The organism is Pukyongiella litopenaei (genome assembly GCF_003008555.2).
GTDB classification, from domain to species: Bacteria; Pseudomonadota; Alphaproteobacteria; order Rhodobacterales; family Rhodobacteraceae; genus Pukyongiella; species Pukyongiella litopenaei.
This window is the reverse complement of record NZ_CP027665.1, coordinates 2,197,902-2,215,655: the sequence shown is the minus strand read 5'-3', so window position 1 is coordinate 2,215,655 and position 17,754 is coordinate 2,197,902. Positions and strand designations below refer to the sequence as shown.

Below are 17,754 nucleotides of genomic sequence, written 5' to 3'. Positions count from 1 at the left end.
GCGCGGGTCGGGCGCGTGGCCCGACCCATGCGGAAAGGTGAAACATGACCTATCGCGACCTCAGATATCTGCGGCTCAGGGTCGATGATCTCGATCAGGCACGGCGTTTCGCCGGCGAGGTCTTCGGGTTGCAGCCCGCCGATCAGGGCGAGGATTTCGCCATGTTCCGATCCGACGCCCGCAACTATTCGTTGTGCCTGACCGGCGGCGCGGTCGACGATGCCGTGGCGCTCAGCGTGGCGCGGTCCGAAGACCTGGATGAGATCGAGGCGCAGCTGCGCGCAACCGGGCATGATCCGCAGCGCCTGACCGGCGCGCAGGCGACCGCGCGTCAGTCGAAATCCGGGCTGGCGGTCAAGGCACCCAATGGCGTGACGATCGAAATCGTCTGGCGTCCGCTGACATCCGGCTGGCGCTGTCACGGGCCGCGCGATGCCGGGATCGTCGATTTTGCCGCCGTCCAGCTATGCTGCACGGATATCGCCGCAAATGAAACGTTCTGGACACGGGGGCTGGGGCTTCGCGTGTCTGACTGGGCCGGTGATGCGGCCTATCTGACACTGGATGATGCCCATCACCGCATCGCGCTCTATCCGTCCGACCGCGACGGTATTCTGGGGGCCCTGTGGGAGGTCGATGACAAGGACAGCCTCATGCGCAACCGGTATTTTCTGGAGAAATCACAACTGCCGATCATCGCCGGCCCGGATCGGCAAGCCGCATCGAACGGCTTTTACGTCACCACGCGCGGCCCCGCCGGAATGCTGTTCAGCTATGTGACCGAATTCGACAAGGGCCCCCATATCGCCGCGCGCGGACCACGCCAGTTCGCGGGCACCGCGCAAAGCCACGGCATCTGGGGCGCACCCACCGAACAACCCGAATTCCTGGGGAGGGACGGGCTGTGATCGAACTCAAGGACGTTGTCTATTGCCGCCTCGGCACCCGCGATCTGGAAGGGGCCGAATGGTTCGCGCAGAACATCCTCGGTCTGGAAGTGGCCGAACGCCGCAAGGGAGCGACCTATTTCAGGTCCGATGAGCGCGCGCATACGCTTTGCTATTTCGAAGGCGCGGCCGAGGACCAGATGACCGCCTTTGAACTCGGCAGCGGCGAGGACCTGCAACGGGCGGCCGCCACGCTGGAAGCACTTGGCAAGGATGTGCATTCCGGAACGGCCGCGGAATGCGAGGCGCGGCTGGTGCGCGAATTCATCCGTTTTCGCGACCCGACCGGAAACCTGATCGAATTCGTCGTCCGGCCCGAAACCACCGGCCACCGGTACCATGGCACGCGCGATGCGGGGATTACCGGGTTCAGCCATGTCGGCCTCTGCACCACCGATGCCGCGCGGGACGAGGCGTTCTGGACCCAGGTCTGCAACGCCCGCGTCAGCGACCGGATCGGCGATGCGCCCCTGATGCGGCTGGGAACGATCCACCATTCCATCGCGCTGTTCCCGTTCCACAAGGCAGGCATCCAGCATATCAACCACCAGGTCGGCGGCACCGATGACATTCAGCGCAGCTTCAACTTCGTGCGCGACAATCAGGTGAACATCACCTTCGGGCCGGGCCGGCACCCCACATCATCCGCGGAATTCCTGTATTTCACCGGCCCCGACGGGATGACATTCGAATACTCGACCGGCGTTTGCGAAATCCATGACGAACCGCTCTGGCGGGACCGCCAGTTCCATTTCGAACCCAAGGGTTTCTGCCAATGGGGCGCCGCGCCGCGCATCGAAGCCTTTGGCGACAAGAAACGGGGCCGGGAATGAGCGACGCCACCACGGTGCGCATCGCCGCGCGCGCGCTGGGCCGGGCCGGGCTGGTTCATGCCTATGGCCATTGCTCGGCACGGATTTCGGCGGATCGCTTTCTGGTCTGTCCGGCCCGGCCCATGGGCCTGATCCGGCCGGGAGAGGCCTGTCCCGACGTGCCGGTCACGGGCCCGCTGCCGGATGGCGTGCTGGGAGAGGTCAGGCTGCATCAGCGCATCTATGCCGCGCGACCCGATGCGGGCGGGGTGGTGCGTTTCATGGGGCCGAACGTCATGGCGCTCGGCGCGCTTGGGCTGGTGCCGGAGATGCGGCACGGTTTTGGCTGCTATTTTCATCCGCGCGCCGGTCTTTGGGACGATGTCCAGCTGGTGCGCGACGACGAAAAGGCCGATGCGGCCTTTGCCGCGATGGGCCAGAGCGTCGGCTTGATCCTGAAGGGGAACGGCGCCGTGGTGGCAGGTAAAACGCTGCAGGAAGCGGTGATGCTGGCCTACTACCTGGAAGATGCCTGCCGGATCGAACTGTCGGCGAGAGTGGCCGGCCGCGCCGATGATGCGCTCGTGCCACTCGATCAGGCGCGGGCAAGGGCCACGCGCGCGGGCGGGATCGTCGAACGCATGTGGGATTACCTGACCGACGGAGACGTCGAAAAGCCGTCGCGGGATGAGGGATAGAAATTGACGGAATTCAACAATTTTATCGACGGCCGGTTCGTCGCGGGCCGGGGCGACGCCTTTGCCAATCATTTCCCGACTACGGGCGAGGTCATCGGCCAGATCCGCGCCGCCGATCGCGACCAGGTCGATGCCGCCGTGGGCGCGGCGCGCGCGGCGCTGAAAGGCCCTTGGGGAAAGATGAGCACGCCCGACCGAATGGGCCTGTTGCGCAAATTGGCGGATGCCATCACCGCCCGGTTCGACGACTTCCTCGCCGCCGAGATCCGCGATACCGGCAAGCCGCGTTCGATTGCCAGCCATATCGACATCCCGCGCGGGGCGGCGAATTTCGGCGTCTTCGCCGACCAGGTCGCGGTGCTGGGCACGGAATGTTTCGACCAGCCGACACCCGACGGAGCCGGGGCACTGAACTACGCCATCCGCACCCCGCGCGGCGTCATCGCGGTGATCTGCCCGTGGAACCTGCCTCTTCTGCTGATGACCTGGAAGGTCGCCCCCGCGCTCGCATGCGGCAATACGGTGGTGGTCAAGCCGTCGGAGGAAACCCCGGCAACGGCCACCCTGCTGGGCGAAGTCATGAACGATGTCGGCATCCCGCCCGGCGTCTACAACGTGATCCACGGTCGCGGGCCGGGATGCGCGGGTGAGTTCCTGACCTCGCATCCCGACGTGGACGGCATCACCTTTACCGGCGAAACCCGCACGGGCGAGGCGATCATGAGAGCCGCGGCAAGCGGCGTGCGCCCGGTCTCGCTGGAACTCGGCGGAAAGAACCCCGGCATCATCTTCGACGACGCTGATTTCGATGCCACGATGGAAGGGATCGGACGGGCCTGTTTCGCCAATACCGGGCAGGTCTGCCTGGGGACCGAGCGGATCTATGTCCAACGCGGCATCTTTGACCGCGTGGCCGAGGGGCTGGCGCAGCAGGCACGCGGCTATCGCCTTGGCGATCCCTTCGACGATGCGACGACGATGGGACCGGTGATCTCGGCCGGGCACCGCGAAAAGGTTCTGTCCTACTACGACAAAGCCCGCGCCGCGGGTGCCGATATCCTTGCCGGGGGCGGCACGCCCGAGATGCAGGGATATGAGGGCGGCTATTGGGTCCAACCAACGGTCTGGACAGGCCTCGCAGAGGATGCCGCTGTCGTCACCGACGAAATCTTCGGCCCTTGCACCCATCTGCAGCCCTTCGACAGCGAAGACGAGGCCGTGGCCCTTGCCAACAATTCGCCCTACGGCCTTGCCACTTCGATCTGGACCACCAACCTTGCGCGCGCGCATCGCGTGGCCGCGCAGGTCGAGGTCGGGATAAGCTGGGTCAATTGCTGGTTCCTGCGCGATCTCCGCACCGCGTTCGGCGGCGCGAAATCCAGCGGGATCGGCCGCGAGGGCGGCATCCATTCGATGGAATTCTACTCCGAACTTCGCAATGTCTGCGTCAAGCTATAGGTCAGCCCATGTTAACTGATGCGCAACGCCACGAGGCCGTCGCCTCGCTTCTCGAAAGCCATCGCACCAAGGTGCAGGGCAGGCGCCCGTCCGAGATGTTCCCCGAAATCGAGATCGAGGACAGCTATGCGATTTCCTCGATGGTGGCCGAGGCGAGGATCGCGGAAGGGCGCAGGATCGTAGGCCACAAGGTCGGGCTGACATCGAGGGCCATGCAGGCCGCGTCGAAGATCGACGAGCCGGATTACGGCTACATGTTCGACGATCTGGTGCTGCAGGACGGCGCCGAGGTGCCGTTCAACCGTTTCTGCGTGCCGCGCGTCGAACCCGAACTGACCTTTGTCCTGAAAGACGCGCTCAAGGGGCCGGGCGTGGGTCTGGTCGATGTGCTGCGGGCGACCGAATGGGTGGTGCCCTCGATCGAAATCATCGACGCCCGCGTCACCGAACCGCGCCGTATCTTCGACACCGTCGCCGACAATGGCGCGGCGGCCGGCACCGTTCTGGGTGGTCGCCCGGTCAGGCCCGATGAGGTCGATCTGCGTTGGGTCGGCGCCATCTTTCATCGCAATGCGGCGATCGAGGAGACGGGCATTGCCGCCGGCGTGCTGGGCCACCCGGCGATGGCGGTCGCGTGGCTGGCCAACAAGCTGGGCGCTTTCGGCACCACGCTGGAACCGGGCCACATGATCCTGTCGGGATCCTTCACGCGGCCAGTCTGGGCCAACAAGGGCGACACGCTGCATGCGGATTTCGGGCCGCTCGGCTCGGTCGCGGTGAGGTTCGTCTGATGCCGGCGCCGCGAAACCTGTTCAAGCAGCGCCTGCTCGCGGGCGAGACCCAGCTTGGCCTGTGGATGAGCCTCGCCAGCCCCGTCGCAGCCGAGGCTCTGTCGCTGCTGGATTTCGACTGGCTGTTGTTCGATACCGAACATGCGCCGGTCGAGATCGCGCAGTTGCAGGCGCTGCTGCAGGCGGCTGCCGCCGGAACCCCGCATTGTGCCGCACGTCCCGCATGGAACGACAAGGTGCTGATCAAACGCATCCTGGATGTCGGGGCGCAGACCTTGCTGGTGCCTTTCGTTCAGACTGCCGAGGAGGCGGCCGCCGCCGTCGCGGCCACCCGCTATCCCCCGGACGGAATTCGCGGCGTCGCCGGTGGCACGCGGGCAAGCCGATACGGGACCGAGCCAGATTATCTGACCACCGCGAACCGGGAGATCTGCACCATCGTTCAGATCGAAACCCGCGCAGCCCTCGACCAGATCGAGGCAATCTGTGCCGTGGATGGTGTCGACGGCATCTTCATCGGCCCCTCCGATCTTTCGGCATCGCTGGGCCATCTGGGCAACCCGTCCGCGCCGCAGGTACAGGAGCAGTTGAGGCTGGCCGCCGACAGGGTCATCGCCTGCGGGAAATCGCCCGGCATCCTCGCCACCACCGCGGCGGACGCGAAACGTTATCGCGAGATGGGCTATCTCTTCATCGCGTGCGGTGTCGACCTGGGGCTGCTGTCTGGCGCGGCAAGGGGTCTGCTGGCCGAGATGGGCAAAGCCTGAAGGGTTCTACCCACGCCCCACGGGGCCGCATTGGCGCGGTCCTGCGGCGGCAGAAAGCTCTGCGGGCCGCAGGAAAAACGGCCCGGTTGTCAGCTCCAGTGCACCTTTGGCCGGTGGCAACGCAAGAAGCCCCTCCGGCACGACATGCGGCGCAACCACCCCGCTCGTGACATTGCCGCGCAAAGCACTGCCGGGCAGTGATCGAGATCATGTTTGGCAGTCCGAAAGACTTGCGATGCGTCGCAAATCCATACAACAGACGGCCGATAGTCTTCCTGTCCGCAATCGCCCTCGCTGCAATCGTCATTTCCCGGCATTGTGACATGTGCCTAGGATTTCGGCTGCGTTTCTGTCAGCTTGGAACGGCAGTGTTTGGAGATCAAAGTTGAATGACACGGAAGTCGGACTCTCACGTCCGAGGCATGACACCGGCTGGTCCCGGGAAGTCGTCACAGTAAAATCGGCGATTGTCGTGCCACCCAAGAACGCGCGGTATCGAAAGCCCGCAGGTGTTCTCTATCCTGATGGGCGGCACTGCCTTCACTCCGCAAACTGGCGCTTTGACAATGCGCTGACGACGCCTCCTGAGATGCCCGATCAGATCCAGGGACGCGCGAAGGGCAAATGGCTCTGGGGTGGTGTCCTGTTTGACCATTTCGGGCACTTTCTCATTGAAAGCTTGTCGCGCCTGTGGGCACTGGACCGGACGACCGGTCTGCGTGGCGTGATCTTCATCCCCAGGCGTCCGAGGCGAGGCTCCCAACTTCTTGGCTTCCAGAGGGCTGTATTGCAATGCCTTGATGTTGATCTGCAATTCCGAATTGTCCGCCGGAACGCTGTGGTGGACGAGCTTGTTGTTCCCGGCCAGGGCCTGGGACTTGGGCCACCGGATGTCGAAGGGGTCAACCTAGCGTGTGGCACGCCAGAGACACGTCAATATTTCAAGAACCATTTTGCGACAGAGATTGAACCCGACGGTCCCGATATGCTGTATGTCTCCAGGGCCCGGCTGGAACTCGCAACTGGCGGTTTGGCCGGAGAAGATCAACTGGAGATCTTGATGGCCGAGCAGGGATACGAGATTTTTCATCCCGAAACGGTTGATATCGCGACCCAGATCGCCCGGTACAAGGCGGCGCGCAAGATCGTTTTTTCGGATGGTTCGGCGGCCCATTTGTTCGCATTGGTCGCCCGCCCGGACCAATCCATCGCCTATATTCGACGGCGCAGCTATTGGAGCGAAGGGCCGATCGATCACATCACGGGTTTCAGCGGTCGCCACCCGATCGCCATTGATGCTCTTTCCGGTCAATGGGAACCGCTTCCGAATTCGCAATACAAACGAACCTCAATCGGTCAGTTGGATCTGCCAATCCTTGGCAGACAGCTTGAGGCCGCCGGTTTTGTTGACGACGGAAGCAACTGGCCCGAACTGGATGTGGTGAAGCTCAGCAAGCTCATGAACCAGCAAGGCTTGACCGACGCTTTCGCGTTCAACCCCACCTGAAGCCGCAATAGGTGACCCCGATGTTCCAACGACCGTCAGATCTGCGTTACTATGACTTCCTCTCCAGAATCCACGAACACATGCTGTTCGATTGGTATCTGGAAATCGGCTGCCGCAAGGGTCGGTCTTTTGCAAATGTCAGGGGCAAGACGATTGCCGTTGATCCTTATTTCGCAATCGACAGAAACGTGGTCAATCACAAGCCGGCCTTGCACATCTTTCAGCAAACCAGCGACGATTTCTTTGATAGCGGCTTTATCGAGGCTCTGGGAATCGAGATCGGTGTGACCTTCCTTGATGGCATGCACCTGATCGAGTACCTGCTGCGGGATTTCGCCAACACCGAGGCGCGTAGCGGCAAAAACGGCGTTGTCGCCATTCATGATTGCTGCCCGTTCTCCCATGAAATGACCGCACGCGAAATGGAGCCGGGCTCAAAAGCCGCCTGGACCGGTGATGTCTGGAAGATCATTCCCATATTGCAGCGATACCGCCCGGATCTTGAACTGACAGTGATGGGCTGCAAACCAACCGGGTTACTTCTGGTAAGCAATCTCGATCCGACGAACAGAGTTCTTTCCGAGAACTACGAACAGATCGCGGATGACTGGATTGAGCTCTCACTCGGAGACTACGGGACAGACAGGTTTTTTGGTAGCTTCGAATATACATCGGTGGAAAGTCTCATCGCCGAAGATTTCCCGATGTTCCGGAATATTCGCTTGCCGCATGGGTTGGTGACAGCTCCGAGTTTCGTTTCTTAAGGTCAGGCGCCACTGAATTCCGGAAATCGGGGTGGTTCACGACTCGAAACCGGACGGGGAACATGTCCGCCTTTTCTGATTGAGCAACGCGCAGATGGCGCGTCTGGTGCTGTCGGGCGGAGCTATCCACGACAACAACACGACCCCAAGACGCCATAACAACCTCGGATTCCGGCAGGGGTATTGGCGATGAAACATCGCCGAGCCTGAACTGCCGACTTGCCCAAAGCCATATCTATGACATATCATATAACTCGCAACGGGGAGCGTTCAGGTGACACGGGCAGATCACATTCATGGGCTCGACCCGCTCGACCTGACCAATGTGCCGTCGGGGACGAGCGAGATCGCGATGGCCGTCTATCGGCTGTCGCGGATCCTGCGTCTCGGTTTGTCGCAAGCCCTGAACGACCCGGAGCCTCTGAATCTGGTTACCTGGCGCATTCTCCTGGGTCTGTCGGATGGAGAACCGGTGCCACAACGCGATCTCGTCGCCTTTACCGACATGGAACAGGCACAGGTGAGCCGTGCGCTCAAGCGGCTGGAGACGGACGGGCTGATCCGGTCGTCAACCTGTCGTAGCGACGGGCGCGTTCGGCTCGTCAGCCTGACCCAGCGGGGCCGCGTCACCTTCGAGGCGGCGCTGCCCGCGGTGCAGCACTACCACCGGGCGATTGATGTTGCGCTTGGCTCGGAGGAGCGGGCGCAGTTCATCGCCATGTCGCGACGGGTGGCCGCAGCCACCCGGCTGAGCATGGCGGATGTCGAAAACAGAAAGGGAGGAAAACCATGAGAATATCCAGCATATTGAAGGGCCTCGTGACCGGCACGGCACTGTTCGCCGCAAGCGTCGGCGCGGCACAGGACTGGACGCCCCCGGGTCCGGTCAAGCTCCAGATCGGCTTTGGGGCCGGTGGCGAAACCGACACGATCGGCCGGGTGATCGCCACCGTGATGAAAGAACAGACCGGTTGGAACGTGATCGCGGAAAACAAGCCCGGCGGTGGCGGCGTGGCGATGTTCACCGGGATCTCCGCCGCGCCTGCGGACGGAACCGTGATCGGAATGGGCGTCACCATGCCGGTCATGATCAATCTCGTCCTGCGCGGTGACGAACTGCCCTTTGACGTGGACAGTTTCGACTATCTCGCTACGGTCGCGCGCGCGCCGCTTGCGATCGTCGCAAAGGCCGACGCGCCCTTCGAAGACATGAAGGGGCTGGTGGCCCATGCCAAGGAGCATGGCGGCGCGGTGGCCTTTGATGCCAAACCGCAAGAGCTGCTGATGCGGGCCATCGACAACCAGGAAAGCGCGGGGTTCAAGCTCGTCCCGACCAAAAGCTCGGCCGAGATGCTGCAACTCGTGCTTGGCGGCCAGGTCGATGCGTCATTCTCTGCCGGGGTGCATATTCCCTATGTGAAAAAGGGCGACCTCAAGATGATCGCCACGGCAAATGATGGCCGCCACGGCTATGCGCCGGATGTGGCGTCGCTGCCCGAGCAGGGCTATGCGTTCTATGTCGATCCCATCTTCTACTTTGCCGCGCCGGCGGGGCTGCCGGACGATGCCAAGGCCGCCCTGGCCGCTGCGCTCGATGCCGCAATCCAGTCCGACCGGGTGGTTGAGGTCGTGACCAACGTGTTTTCCTCCGAGCCTGACAATCGCGGGCCCGATGGTACCCGAAAGGTGATCGTCGACGGCGTTGCCAACGTTCGCAAGCTCTTTGGAAAATGACAGGGAGGTGCAGTGGCCGCGCCGCTGCACCGTTTTGCGGGCAATGACACAAAGCCGCCTTTCGGGCCTGATCGTGGCGGGCTTCGGCCTGATCCTGCTACTGGTTCTGATCCCCTACGGGACCGAGCGGGTCGACTATGGGTGGCTGCGCCCGTCGGGCCTGCCCTCGGCGCTGGCATGGGTGTTGATCCTGTCGGGGCTGTGGGCCGCATGGGAAAACGCGGGCACTCGGGCAGATGCCGGACAGCTGCTGCGCGCGCTGGGTCTGCTGGGGTTTTTCGCGGTCGAGCTCTGGCTCATCGGGCGGATCGGTTTCATGATCGCCGCTCCGGTCATGACGCTGGCCCTGATGCTGCTGGTCGGAGAACGGCGCCCGGGCTGGCTCGCGCTCGGGGCGCTGGGCGTGCCATCGGCGATCTGGCTGACCGTCTCGCAGCTTCTCGACCGCCCTCTGCCATAAGGTGCCACGGTGATGGATACAGCGACCATTCTGGCCGGTTTCGGCGATGCCGTGGGGCTGGTCAACCTGGGCTTTGTTCTGGCCGGGGTGGCGCTGGGGCAGTTCGTCGGAGCCGTGCCGGGGATCGGGCCGGTGATGGCGATGGCCATAGCCATTCCCTTCACCTTCGGTCTCGATCCGCTGCCCGCCATCGGGTTTCTGGTCGGCGTCAACAAGGGTGGCCTCGTCGGGGGGGCGATACCCGCGATCCTCATCAATACGCCCGGCACCCCCGACGCGGCGGCAACCGCGCTGGACGGGCACCCGCTGGCCCGGCAGGGAAAGGCGGAAAAGGCCACCAGGATGGCGCTCTATTCCTCGGTCACCGGGGACACGTTCAGCGACATCGTGCTGATCACCGTCTCGGCCCCGCTTGCGGTTCTGGCGCTCAACATGGGGCCGGTCGAGGTCTTTGCCCTCATGATTTTCGCCTTCTGCATCATTGCGGGCCTGATCGGCGACTCGATCGCCAAGGGGATTGTCGCCGCAGCGCTCGGGCTGCTTTGCGCGACGGTGGGGCTGGACCCTGAACATGGCACGCCCCGGCTGATCTTTGGTTGGTTCGAGCTTTATGACGGGTTGCCGCTGGCGCCGGTCGCGATCGGGATGCTGGCGATATCAGAGATCGTTCGACGCCTGTCGAGTTCGCAAGGCGCCATGCGCGCAACGATCGAACGGGCCACCGGACGCCCGGATGACCGCCGTGTCAGCTGGGCCGAATACTGGGCCTGCCGGGGCACGCTGGCCCGCGGGGCGTTGATCGGGACCGGGCTCGGCGCCCTGCCGGGGATCGGGTCGACGGCGGCGGCATTCATGTCCTACGCCTTTGCCCGCCAGACCTCGGCACATCCCGAGGAGTTCGGCAAGGGAGCGCTGGAAGGGATTGCCGCCACCGAATCCGCCAATTCCGCGGTGGTCGGCGCAAATCTCATTCCACTGCTGACCCTGGGCATTCCCGGCAGCGTCAGCGCCGCGCTGATCATCAGTGCGTTCATGATCCACGGCATCCAGCCCGGGCCGCTCCTGTTCGAGCAGCAGGGCCGGCTGATCTATGGGCTGTTCGGCGCGATGGTCATGGCCAATGCGGTCAACCTGCTGGTCGGGCTGCTGGGCCTGCGGCTCTGGACACGGGTCGTCGGCGCACCGGAATCGCTCATCTTCTCGGCGGCCCTGCTGTTGTGCATCGTCGGGGTCTTTCTCGCGACCGGCGGGCTCTTCGGGGTGGCCATACTGCTGGTCTTTGCCGGCCTGGGCTATCTGATGACCTGTTTTGGCTATTCGACCGTGATCTTCATCATCGCCTTCTTCCTCGGCCCCCGGTTCGAGGTCTCGCTCTCGCAAACCCTGGTGCTGACCGATGGCAACCCGGCCGCGCTGACCGGCTATCCGATCGCGGTGGTGCTGCTGGTCCTGAGCGTCATCAGCCTGTTCTGGCTTACATCGCGCAGGCGCCATGAACACGGCTGATGTCCTGATCATCGGCGGCGGCGCCGCCGGTCTGACCCTGGCGGCCGAACTCGCCGGCTCTGCGCGGGTCGTGGTTCTGGAGGCGGAACGCAATCTGGGCGTCCATGCCAGCGGCAGGTCGGCCGCGGTCTTCGTTCCCAGCTATGGGCATGGCCGGCTGCGCGACGTGTCGGCGCTGAGCCTTCCCATGTTGAAAGACCCCGAGCCCGAATGGTTCCCGGAGCCGCTGCTGACCCCCCGCGGCATCCTGCGCCTGGTTCTTCCCGGAGGCGGCCCCTCGCATGATGCGATGACAGCGGGCCAGCCGGACATCGAACGGCTCGCCCCCGGGGAAGCCGCAAGGCTGTTCCCCCTGATCCGGGTCGATCGGCTGGAGGCCGCGAGCTATGAACCCGGCGCCTGCGACATCGACGCCGATGCGCTCATGCAGGGCGCGGCACGCAAGGCGCGCGCTCTCGGCGCCCGGATCTGCACGGGCGCGCAGGTGACGGATATCCGCCGCACTGGTTCAACCTGGCGCGTCGGCACGGCCACCGACCGGTACGAAGCCCCGACGCTCGTCAACGCGGCCGGCGCATGGGCCAACCATGTCGCGACCCTCGCAGGCGTGCCCGCCCTGCCGATCCAACCCTGTCGGCGCAGCGTTGCGGCGCTCCCGCTGCCGCCCGGCCTGGGGCGCACGCCCTTTACGGTCACGGCCCCGCTCCGCTGGTATGCCAAGACCGAAGCGGGCCGGTTGCTGGTATCGCCCGCCGATGAAGATCCGGTCGAACCGCATGATGCCCATGCGGATGACATGGTTGTCGCCGAAGGGCTGGACCGTTTCAGCAACGACACCGGTTTTCATGTGACCCGTGTCGAGACCACATGGGCGGGGCTTCGCATGATGACCCCCGATGGCTACCCGGTCACGGGGTTCGATCCGCGGGCCGACGGGTTCTTCTGGCTGGCCGGGCAGGCGGGTTTTGGCATCCAATGCGCGCCCGGACTGGCCCATCTCGCCGCGGCATTGCTGGAGTGCCGCCATAACAGCCTGGCAGATGCCTTTACGCCGGACAGGTTCCTTGCCGGGTGACGCGCCTACGGCGTGAACCGGCCCGCGTTTCCCTTTCCGGCCATTGCCCGGGCGATGGTATCGAGGTGGGACGCCATGGCCGTCTGCGCGGCAATTCCGTCGCCGCGCGCGATCGCGTCGACGATGCCCGCGTGCTGGTCCGAATGCAGGTGTCGGAATTCATCGACGCCGACGCTTGCATAGGTGTGTTCCCATTCACGCTGCCAGACGCCCCGGCAGCGTGCGCTCGAGAAATGCCGCAGAAGCGCGATCAGGACCGGGTTGCGCGTCACATGGGCGATGGCTTGGTGAAACGCGTCGTCCGCGCGTTCGCAGGCGGCACGGTCACGCGCCTTTCTGCCGTCCTGAACGCGCTGGCGCAGCAACGCGACATCGCGCGTTTCACGACATTCCGCGGCCGCCCTGGCCACCTGTGGTTCGAGCATTCGCCGGGCATCCATGAGATCGCGGGGCGTGGTCGCATCGATCAGGATCGTATCCCGCGCGACCTCGCCCGGCGGGGCGCGACCGACAAACGTGCCCTGCCCGACATGCCGCCAGATCCGTCCCTGGGCTTCGAGCGCGTCCAGCGCGGCTCTCAGGGTTTCCCGGCTGCACCCGATGAGGCCCGCCATCCGCCGCTCGGAGGGCAGACGATCTCCGGGCGCAAGCCCCGCTTCCGCGAGGTAGCCTTGCAGCCGCCGCAAGGCCTCGGACCTGCTCATGCGCATCACTTGAATTCCAGACCAATTTGCAGACCATTGGCAGTTTCCGGCAGGAACGGCTGAACTTCAACCGGAGATTCGCCATGTTGTCCCTTGCGCTCCTTGCTCTTGCCGGTCTCGCGGCCGGCGGCGTCAACGCCATTGCCGGCGGCGGCACATTGCTCAGTTTCCCCGCCCTCGTATGGATCGGTGTTCCGCCGATCATGGCCAACGCCACGGCAACGCTCACCGCTCTGCCGGGCTACATGAGCAGCGCCTGGGCATTCCGGCACGACATCCGCGCAGAGGGAACGCTTGGCTTGCGCGCGATTGCAATCGTTGCGGCTTGCGGCGGGTTGGTTGGGGCGGGGCTGCTTCTCGTCACGCCGGGCGATGCGTTCACGGGCATCGTGCCCTGGTTGCTGCTAACGGCGACGGCGCTTTTTGCGTCTGGCCCACGCCTGCTGCGGGCGGTGCGCAAGCGAAGCCTGCACCCCGCCGGTCCGGTGCTCTCCGCAAGCGCGGTCGGCGCCGTCGCCATCTATGGGGGATATTTCAATGGCGGCCTCGGCATCATGCTGCTCGCGGTCTTCGGCCTCATCGGCTTTGAGAACCTCAATGGCATGAATGGCCTGAAAAACCTTCTCTCCGCGGTCCTGTCCCTGGTGTCCGTGATCACATATGCAACAGCCGGCCTTATCGCCTGGGAACCGGCGGTGATCCTTGCCATCGCCACGACGATCGGCGGCTATCTCGGCGGGCATTACGCGCGCAGGATTTCACCCGAGTTGCTGCGCTATGCCATCATCACGGTCGGCGCCGTTCTTACGGTCGTGTTCTTTCTGCAATGAGGGGAAACCATACGCCCTGACCGCCAGCTGTGCAGGTGTTCAGGGCCGTCACGGGCAGGATCTGCCCACCGGTCGGGATGCTGCTGTCCGGGACAACCGGCATTCGCCGACTGGTTCAATCCGGCCGCCGCAGGCGCTCGGCCATGGCCGTGAACCCGCGGCTTTCGGCATGTTGCAGCGGCGTCACGCCATCCCGGTCCGCGAGGCTGCGGTCAGCCCCCGCCGACAAGAGCGCGTCCAGCACGGCCAGATGGTCGGGGCCGCCGTCTCCCAGCACGACGGATTCCATGACCGCCGTCCAGTGCAGGTTGTTGACGTGGTCCAGCGGCGCACCGGCCGCGATCAGGCGCCGGACGACCTCCACATGACCGAGATGCGCCGCGGCGATCAGCGCGGTGCCGTCATAGGGGCTGGTTGTCAGGCCGGGATCGTTGCCAAGTTCGATTGCCAGCGACATCAATGCCGGATCGTCGGCAACGGCGGCGATGGTCACCACGTCATACGCCCTGCCCTCGCGCGCGTTCATGTCGGCACCCGCCTTCGCCAGGAGCCGGAGAACGTCGTCCTCCGAGGCAAAGGCCGCGACATGTGCGGGCGTGCGCCCGCGCGGATCGCGCGCGTTCACGTCGGCCCCGGCGGCAACGAGTTCGCCGACCGCGGCGATATCGCCGGAATGCGCGGCGGCGAACAGGCCTTCATATCCGGCGATGTCACCTGCCGAAGGCGCGGTCTGCGCGACGGCTGCATGGGCAAGGCCGCCAAACAGCAGAGCCAGGCCGATGATCGGAATTCGTCTCATTCGCGGTTTCCCCTTTCGATTTGGGATGGATCGGGCCCATGCCGTGACCCGTTCGTCCTGCGGGATCGGCGGGTGCGTCAGGTCAGGCCGCGGCGTGCCTCGACCGCCGCGATCGCCGCGCGCACCGCCTCGTCGATGGACAGATCGGACGTGTCGATCATCACCGCGTCGCTGGCCGGTTTCAACGGCGCGTCGGCGCGGGTCATGTCACGCTCGTCCCGCGCGATCACATCGGCCAGCACCGCCGCGCGGGTCACGTCCTCACCCTTGTCGCGCAGTTCGAGGAACCGCCGCTCGGCCCGGGTTTCGGCGCTGGCGGTGACATAGAGCTTGGCCTCGGCGCCGGGGCAGATCACGGTGCCGATATCGCGCCCGTCCAGCACCGCGCCGCCCGGCCGGCGCGCGAACTGGCGCTGGAACGCCACCAGCGCCGCCCGCACCCCGGGATCGGTCGCAACCCGGCTCGCAGCCTGCGCCACCTGCGGCGTGCGCAGCCCGTCCGCCTCGAGATCGCCGGGCCGCAGCGCCCGCGCCGCCACCACGGCCTCGGCCCCCGCCAGAACCCTGGCCCCGACCGCGCGATAGAGCAGGCCGGTATCGAGATGCGCAAACCCGAAATGCGCCGCGACCGCCCTGGCGACCGTGCCCTTGCCCGCCGCGGCAGGCCCGTCGATGGCGATGGTGAAACTCACGCGCCGCGCCGTTCGATCCGGGCGCCCAGCCCCGCCATCAGCGGCTCGAACACCGGAAAGGACGTGGCGATGGGCGCGCCGTCATCGATCGCAACCGGCGCCTGCGCGCCCAGGCCCATAACCATGAACGACATGGCGATCCGGTGATCCAGGTGACTGGCACAGGTTGCGCCGCCCGGCACGCCACCCGCGCCCAGCCCCTCGACCGACCACCAGTCCTCGCCCGCGTCAACGGTTACCCCGTTGGCCCGCAGCCCGGTGGCCATGGCGTCGATCCGGTCGCTTTCCTTCACGCGCAATTCCCCGACCCCGCGCATCATCGTGACACCGCGCGCATTCGCCGCGACCACCGACAGCACCGGGTATTCGTCGATCATGCTGGCGGCGCGTTCGGGCGGCACCTCGATGCCGCGCATGTCAGGCGAATAGCGCGCCCGCAGATCGGCCACGGGCTCGCCACCCTCGTCGCGGCGGTTCTCGAAACTCAGATCGGCCCCCATGTCGCACAGCGTATCGAACAGCCCCGCCCGCGTCGGGTTCAGCCCGATCCCCGGCACCAGCACATCCGACCCCGGCACGATCAACGCCGCGCAGACCGGGAATGCCGCGCTCGACGGATCGCGGGGCACCACGATGGCCTGCGGGCGCAGTTCCGGCCGGCCGGTCAGCGTGATCACCCGCCCCTCGGCGGTTTCCTCGACCGAGATCTCCGCGCCGAACCCCGCCAGCATCCGTTCGGTGTGATCGCGGGTTGCCTCGCGTTCGATCACCACGGTCCTGCCCGGCGCATTGAGCCCCGCCAGCAACACCGCCGATTTCACCTGCGCCGAGGGCACCGGCACCTCGTAGCGCACCGGCACCGGGTCGGCCGCGCCCACGATGGTCATCGGCAGCCGCCCACCCCTCCGCCCGACCGACCGCGCCCCGAACAGCGCGAGCGGATCGGTCACGCGGGCCATGGGGCGGCTGTTCAGGCTCGCATCACCGGTGAACGTGACCGTGATCGGGCTCGTCGCCATCGCCCCCATGATCAGCCGCACGCCGGTCCCCGAATTGCCGCAATCGATCACGGCCTCCGGCTCTGCGAACCCGCCGACGCCGACCCCGTGCACCGACCACGCGCCGCCGCCGTGATCCACCACCTCGGCGCCAAAGGCCCGCATCGCGCCGGCCGTGTCCAGCACGTCCTCGCCTTCCAGCAATCCGGTGATCCGCGTCTCGCCCACCGCGAGCGCGCCCAGGATCAGCGACCGGTGCGAGATCGACTTGTCGCCCGGCACCTCGGCCACGCCGCTCAGCCCGCGAACAGGATGCGATACCATCGGGATGGGAGAACCGTGACCGGACATGACGCGCCTTTCCTGCTGCAACCCGGACCTGTTAGCGCAACGCATGAGACGGGTCCACCGGCCCCTTCCTCTTGCCGGAAATATCCCCCGCGGAGCGATGCGGCGCAGCCGCATGTCCCGCTCAGAGCCGGCGGAAGGTCAGGTAATGGGGCACCCGGCCCTCGCGCAGCGCCTTTTGTTCATAGCGCGTCGACAGCCAGTCATCCCAGGGCTCGCGCCAGTCCTGCGGACGCTCGGCCAGCCATGCGAACCCGGCCTTCGGCACCTCTTCGAGGCTCTGGCGCACATAATCGGGAATGTCGGTCGCAACCCGCAGCACCGCCCCCGGCTTCATCGCGCGCGCCAGCGGCTCCAGGTGCTCGGGTGTCACGAAACGGCGGCGATGGTGGCGTTTCTTCGGCCAGGGATCGGGATAGAGCAGAAAGGCCCGGTCGACCGAGGCCGCCGGCAGGACATCCATCAGGTCGCGGGCATCGCCCGCGTGAATGGCCAGGTTTCGCACCCCCGCCCGCCGGATCTTGCCCAGCAGCATCGCAACGCCGTTGATATAGGGTTCCGCCCCGATGATGCCGATACCCGGATGGATCCGCGCCTGGTGCACCAGATGTTCGCCGCCGCCGAACCCGATTTCCAGCCAGACCGGTTTCCCCCCGAACAGCGCCCCGAGATCGAGCGGTTCGCGCGCGGGGTTCTCGCACCAGCCCACGGGACCGGGCGACAGCGCATCCAGGTCTTCTTCCAGATAGGTCTTCTGGCTCTGTTTCAGGGCCTTGCCCTTGAGGCGGCCATAGAAATTGCGATGCGGGCGTTTCGGCGTGCTCATGGCGCGGGGGTGTAGCGCCGCCGCAACGGCAACGCAAC

19 protein-coding genes and 1 pseudogene are annotated in these 17,754 nt (G+C 65.4%); 15 read left to right on the top strand and 5 right to left on the bottom strand.

Annotated features, from left to right (window positions below; genetic code table 11):
* The first annotated feature begins 44 nt into the window (after positions 1-44).
* From C6Y53_RS11050 to C6Y53_RS10985, 14 genes and pseudogenes are all read left to right on the top strand, one after another.
* Complete coding sequence (locus C6Y53_RS11050; RefSeq protein WP_106472489.1) at positions 45-908, top strand: VOC family protein; 864 nt, start codon at positions 45-47, stop codon at positions 906-908.
* Positions 905-1,780 (top strand): VOC family protein, encoded by an 876-nt coding sequence (locus C6Y53_RS11045; RefSeq protein WP_106472488.1) that lies wholly within the window; start codon positions 905-907, stop codon positions 1,778-1,780. The genes C6Y53_RS11050 and C6Y53_RS11045 overlap by 4 nt, the downstream gene beginning before the upstream one ends.
* Entirely contained in the window at positions 1,777-2,457 is a 681-nt protein-coding gene (locus C6Y53_RS11040; RefSeq protein WP_106472487.1) for a class II aldolase/adducin family protein, read from the top strand. Before C6Y53_RS11045 ends, C6Y53_RS11040 begins: the two co-directional genes overlap by 4 nt.
* A 3-nt stretch (positions 2,458-2,460) precedes the next feature.
* Positions 2,461-3,915 carry a 2-hydroxymuconic semialdehyde dehydrogenase gene (locus tag C6Y53_RS11035; RefSeq protein ID WP_106472486.1) on the top strand — a complete coding sequence of 485 codons (1,455 nt, stop codon included), beginning with the start codon at positions 2,461-2,463 and terminating at the stop codon, positions 3,913-3,915.
* An 8-nt stretch (positions 3,916-3,923) separates the two neighbouring features.
* Entirely contained in the window at positions 3,924-4,706 is a 783-nt protein-coding gene (hpaH, locus tag C6Y53_RS11030) for a 2-oxo-hept-4-ene-1,7-dioate hydratase (protein ID WP_106472485.1), read from the top strand.
* A complete protein-coding gene (locus C6Y53_RS11025) occupies positions 4,706-5,473 on the top strand; it encodes an HpcH/HpaI aldolase family protein (RefSeq protein ID WP_106472484.1) in 768 nt (255 codons plus the stop codon). Before hpaH ends, C6Y53_RS11025 begins: the two co-directional genes overlap by 1 nt.
* A 200-nt stretch (positions 5,474-5,673) precedes the next feature.
* Positions 5,674-5,781, top strand: a pseudogene (locus tag C6Y53_RS21450) (IS5/IS1182 family transposase); the annotation flags it as partial.
* A gap of 77 nt (positions 5,782-5,858) precedes the next feature.
* On the top strand, positions 5,859-6,980 hold the full coding sequence (locus C6Y53_RS11015) for a glycosyltransferase family 61 protein (RefSeq protein ID WP_149615514.1): 1,122 nt from the start codon (positions 5,859-5,861) through the stop codon (positions 6,978-6,980).
* A gap of 20 nt (positions 6,981-7,000) precedes the next feature.
* Positions 7,001-7,744: a class I SAM-dependent methyltransferase gene (locus tag C6Y53_RS11010; protein ID WP_106472481.1), complete on the top strand. Its 744-nt coding sequence runs from the start codon at positions 7,001-7,003 to the stop codon at positions 7,742-7,744.
* Between the two features lie 274 nt (positions 7,745-8,018).
* Positions 8,019-8,537 (top strand): MarR family winged helix-turn-helix transcriptional regulator, encoded by a 519-nt coding sequence (locus C6Y53_RS11005; RefSeq protein WP_106472480.1) that lies wholly within the window; start codon positions 8,019-8,021, stop codon positions 8,535-8,537.
* Positions 8,534-9,478, top strand: a complete 945-nt coding sequence (locus C6Y53_RS11000) for a tripartite tricarboxylate transporter substrate binding protein (RefSeq protein WP_106472479.1) — start codon at positions 8,534-8,536, stop codon at positions 9,476-9,478. The genes C6Y53_RS11005 and C6Y53_RS11000 overlap by 4 nt, the downstream gene beginning before the upstream one ends.
* 43 nt (positions 9,479-9,521) lie before the next feature.
* The gene (locus C6Y53_RS10995) at positions 9,522-9,938 is read left to right on the top strand and encodes a tripartite tricarboxylate transporter TctB family protein (protein WP_106472478.1); all 417 of its coding nucleotides are present in this window, start codon (positions 9,522-9,524) and stop codon (positions 9,936-9,938) included.
* A 12-nt stretch (positions 9,939-9,950) separates the two neighbouring features.
* Positions 9,951-11,444, top strand: a complete 1,494-nt coding sequence (locus tag C6Y53_RS10990) for a tripartite tricarboxylate transporter permease (RefSeq protein WP_244614807.1) — start codon at positions 9,951-9,953, stop codon at positions 11,442-11,444.
* On the top strand, positions 11,431-12,519 hold the full coding sequence (locus tag C6Y53_RS10985; protein WP_106472476.1) for an NAD(P)/FAD-dependent oxidoreductase: 1,089 nt from the start codon (positions 11,431-11,433) through the stop codon (positions 12,517-12,519). The genes C6Y53_RS10990 and C6Y53_RS10985 overlap by 14 nt, the downstream gene beginning before the upstream one ends.
* Positions 12,520-12,524: 5 nt before the next feature.
* Here C6Y53_RS10985 and C6Y53_RS10980 read toward each other — a convergent pair whose 3' ends face one another.
* Positions 12,525-13,223, bottom strand: a complete 699-nt coding sequence (locus C6Y53_RS10980) for a FadR/GntR family transcriptional regulator (protein WP_244614806.1) — start codon at positions 13,221-13,223, stop codon at positions 12,525-12,527.
* 83 nt (positions 13,224-13,306) lie between these two features.
* On the opposite strand from C6Y53_RS10980, the gene C6Y53_RS10975 reads away from it, so the two are divergent.
* On the top strand, positions 13,307-14,053 hold the full coding sequence (locus tag C6Y53_RS10975; RefSeq protein ID WP_106474054.1) for a sulfite exporter TauE/SafE family protein: 747 nt from the start codon (positions 13,307-13,309) through the stop codon (positions 14,051-14,053).
* Between the two features lie 115 nt (positions 14,054-14,168).
* Here C6Y53_RS10975 and C6Y53_RS10970 read toward each other — a convergent pair whose 3' ends face one another.
* The 4 genes from C6Y53_RS10970 to trmB all read right to left on the bottom strand — a co-directional run bounded on the left by C6Y53_RS10970 (position 14,169) and on the right by trmB (position 17,716).
* Positions 14,169-14,852 (bottom strand): ankyrin repeat domain-containing protein, encoded by a 684-nt coding sequence (locus tag C6Y53_RS10970; protein ID WP_106472474.1) that lies wholly within the window; start codon positions 14,850-14,852, stop codon positions 14,169-14,171.
* Between the two features lie 77 nt (positions 14,853-14,929).
* Positions 14,930-15,544, bottom strand: a complete 615-nt coding sequence (locus C6Y53_RS10965; protein WP_106472473.1) for a (d)CMP kinase — start codon at positions 15,542-15,544, stop codon at positions 14,930-14,932.
* Positions 15,541-16,893: a 3-phosphoshikimate 1-carboxyvinyltransferase gene (gene aroA, locus C6Y53_RS10960; protein WP_106472472.1), complete on the bottom strand. Its 1,353-nt coding sequence runs from the start codon at positions 16,891-16,893 to the stop codon at positions 15,541-15,543. Before aroA ends, C6Y53_RS10965 begins: the two co-directional genes overlap by 4 nt.
* 121 nt (positions 16,894-17,014) lie before the next feature.
* Entirely contained in the window at positions 17,015-17,716 is a 702-nt protein-coding gene (gene trmB, locus C6Y53_RS10955; RefSeq protein WP_106472471.1) for a tRNA (guanine(46)-N(7))-methyltransferase TrmB, read from the bottom strand.
* Between the last annotated feature and the right edge of the window lie 38 nt (positions 17,717-17,754).

Coding starts and splice junctions, on each gene's coding strand:
- C6Y53_RS11010 (WP_106472481.1), top strand. CDS start 7,001: ATGTTCCAACGACCGTCAGATCTGCGTTACTATGACTTCCTCTCCAGA.
- trmB (WP_106472471.1), bottom strand. CDS start 17,716: ATGAGCACGCCGAAACGCCCGCATCGCAATTTCTATGGCCGCCTCAAG.
- C6Y53_RS10990 (WP_244614807.1), top strand. CDS start 9,951: ATGGATACAGCGACCATTCTGGCCGGTTTCGGCGATGCCGTGGGGCTG.
- C6Y53_RS11000 (WP_106472479.1), top strand. CDS start 8,534: ATGAGAATATCCAGCATATTGAAGGGCCTCGTGACCGGCACGGCACTG.
- C6Y53_RS11050 (WP_106472489.1), top strand. CDS start 45: ATGACCTATCGCGACCTCAGATATCTGCGGCTCAGGGTCGATGATCTC.
- C6Y53_RS10975 (WP_106474054.1), top strand. CDS start 13,307: ATGTTGTCCCTTGCGCTCCTTGCTCTTGCCGGTCTCGCGGCCGGCGGC.
- C6Y53_RS10980 (WP_244614806.1), bottom strand. CDS start 13,223: ATGAGCAGGTCCGAGGCCTTGCGGCGGCTGCAAGGCTACCTCGCGGAA.
- C6Y53_RS10970 (WP_106472474.1), bottom strand. CDS start 14,852: ATGAGACGAATTCCGATCATCGGCCTGGCTCTGCTGTTTGGCGGCCTT.
- C6Y53_RS10985 (WP_106472476.1), top strand. CDS start 11,431: ATGAACACGGCTGATGTCCTGATCATCGGCGGCGGCGCCGCCGGTCTG.
- C6Y53_RS11040 (WP_106472487.1), top strand. CDS start 1,777: ATGAGCGACGCCACCACGGTGCGCATCGCCGCGCGCGCGCTGGGCCGG.
- C6Y53_RS11025 (WP_106472484.1), top strand. CDS start 4,706: ATGCCGGCGCCGCGAAACCTGTTCAAGCAGCGCCTGCTCGCGGGCGAG.
- C6Y53_RS10995 (WP_106472478.1), top strand. CDS start 9,522: ATGACACAAAGCCGCCTTTCGGGCCTGATCGTGGCGGGCTTCGGCCTG.
- aroA (WP_106472472.1), bottom strand. CDS start 16,893: ATGTCCGGTCACGGTTCTCCCATCCCGATGGTATCGCATCCTGTTCGC.
- hpaH (WP_106472485.1), top strand. CDS start 3,924: ATGTTAACTGATGCGCAACGCCACGAGGCCGTCGCCTCGCTTCTCGAA.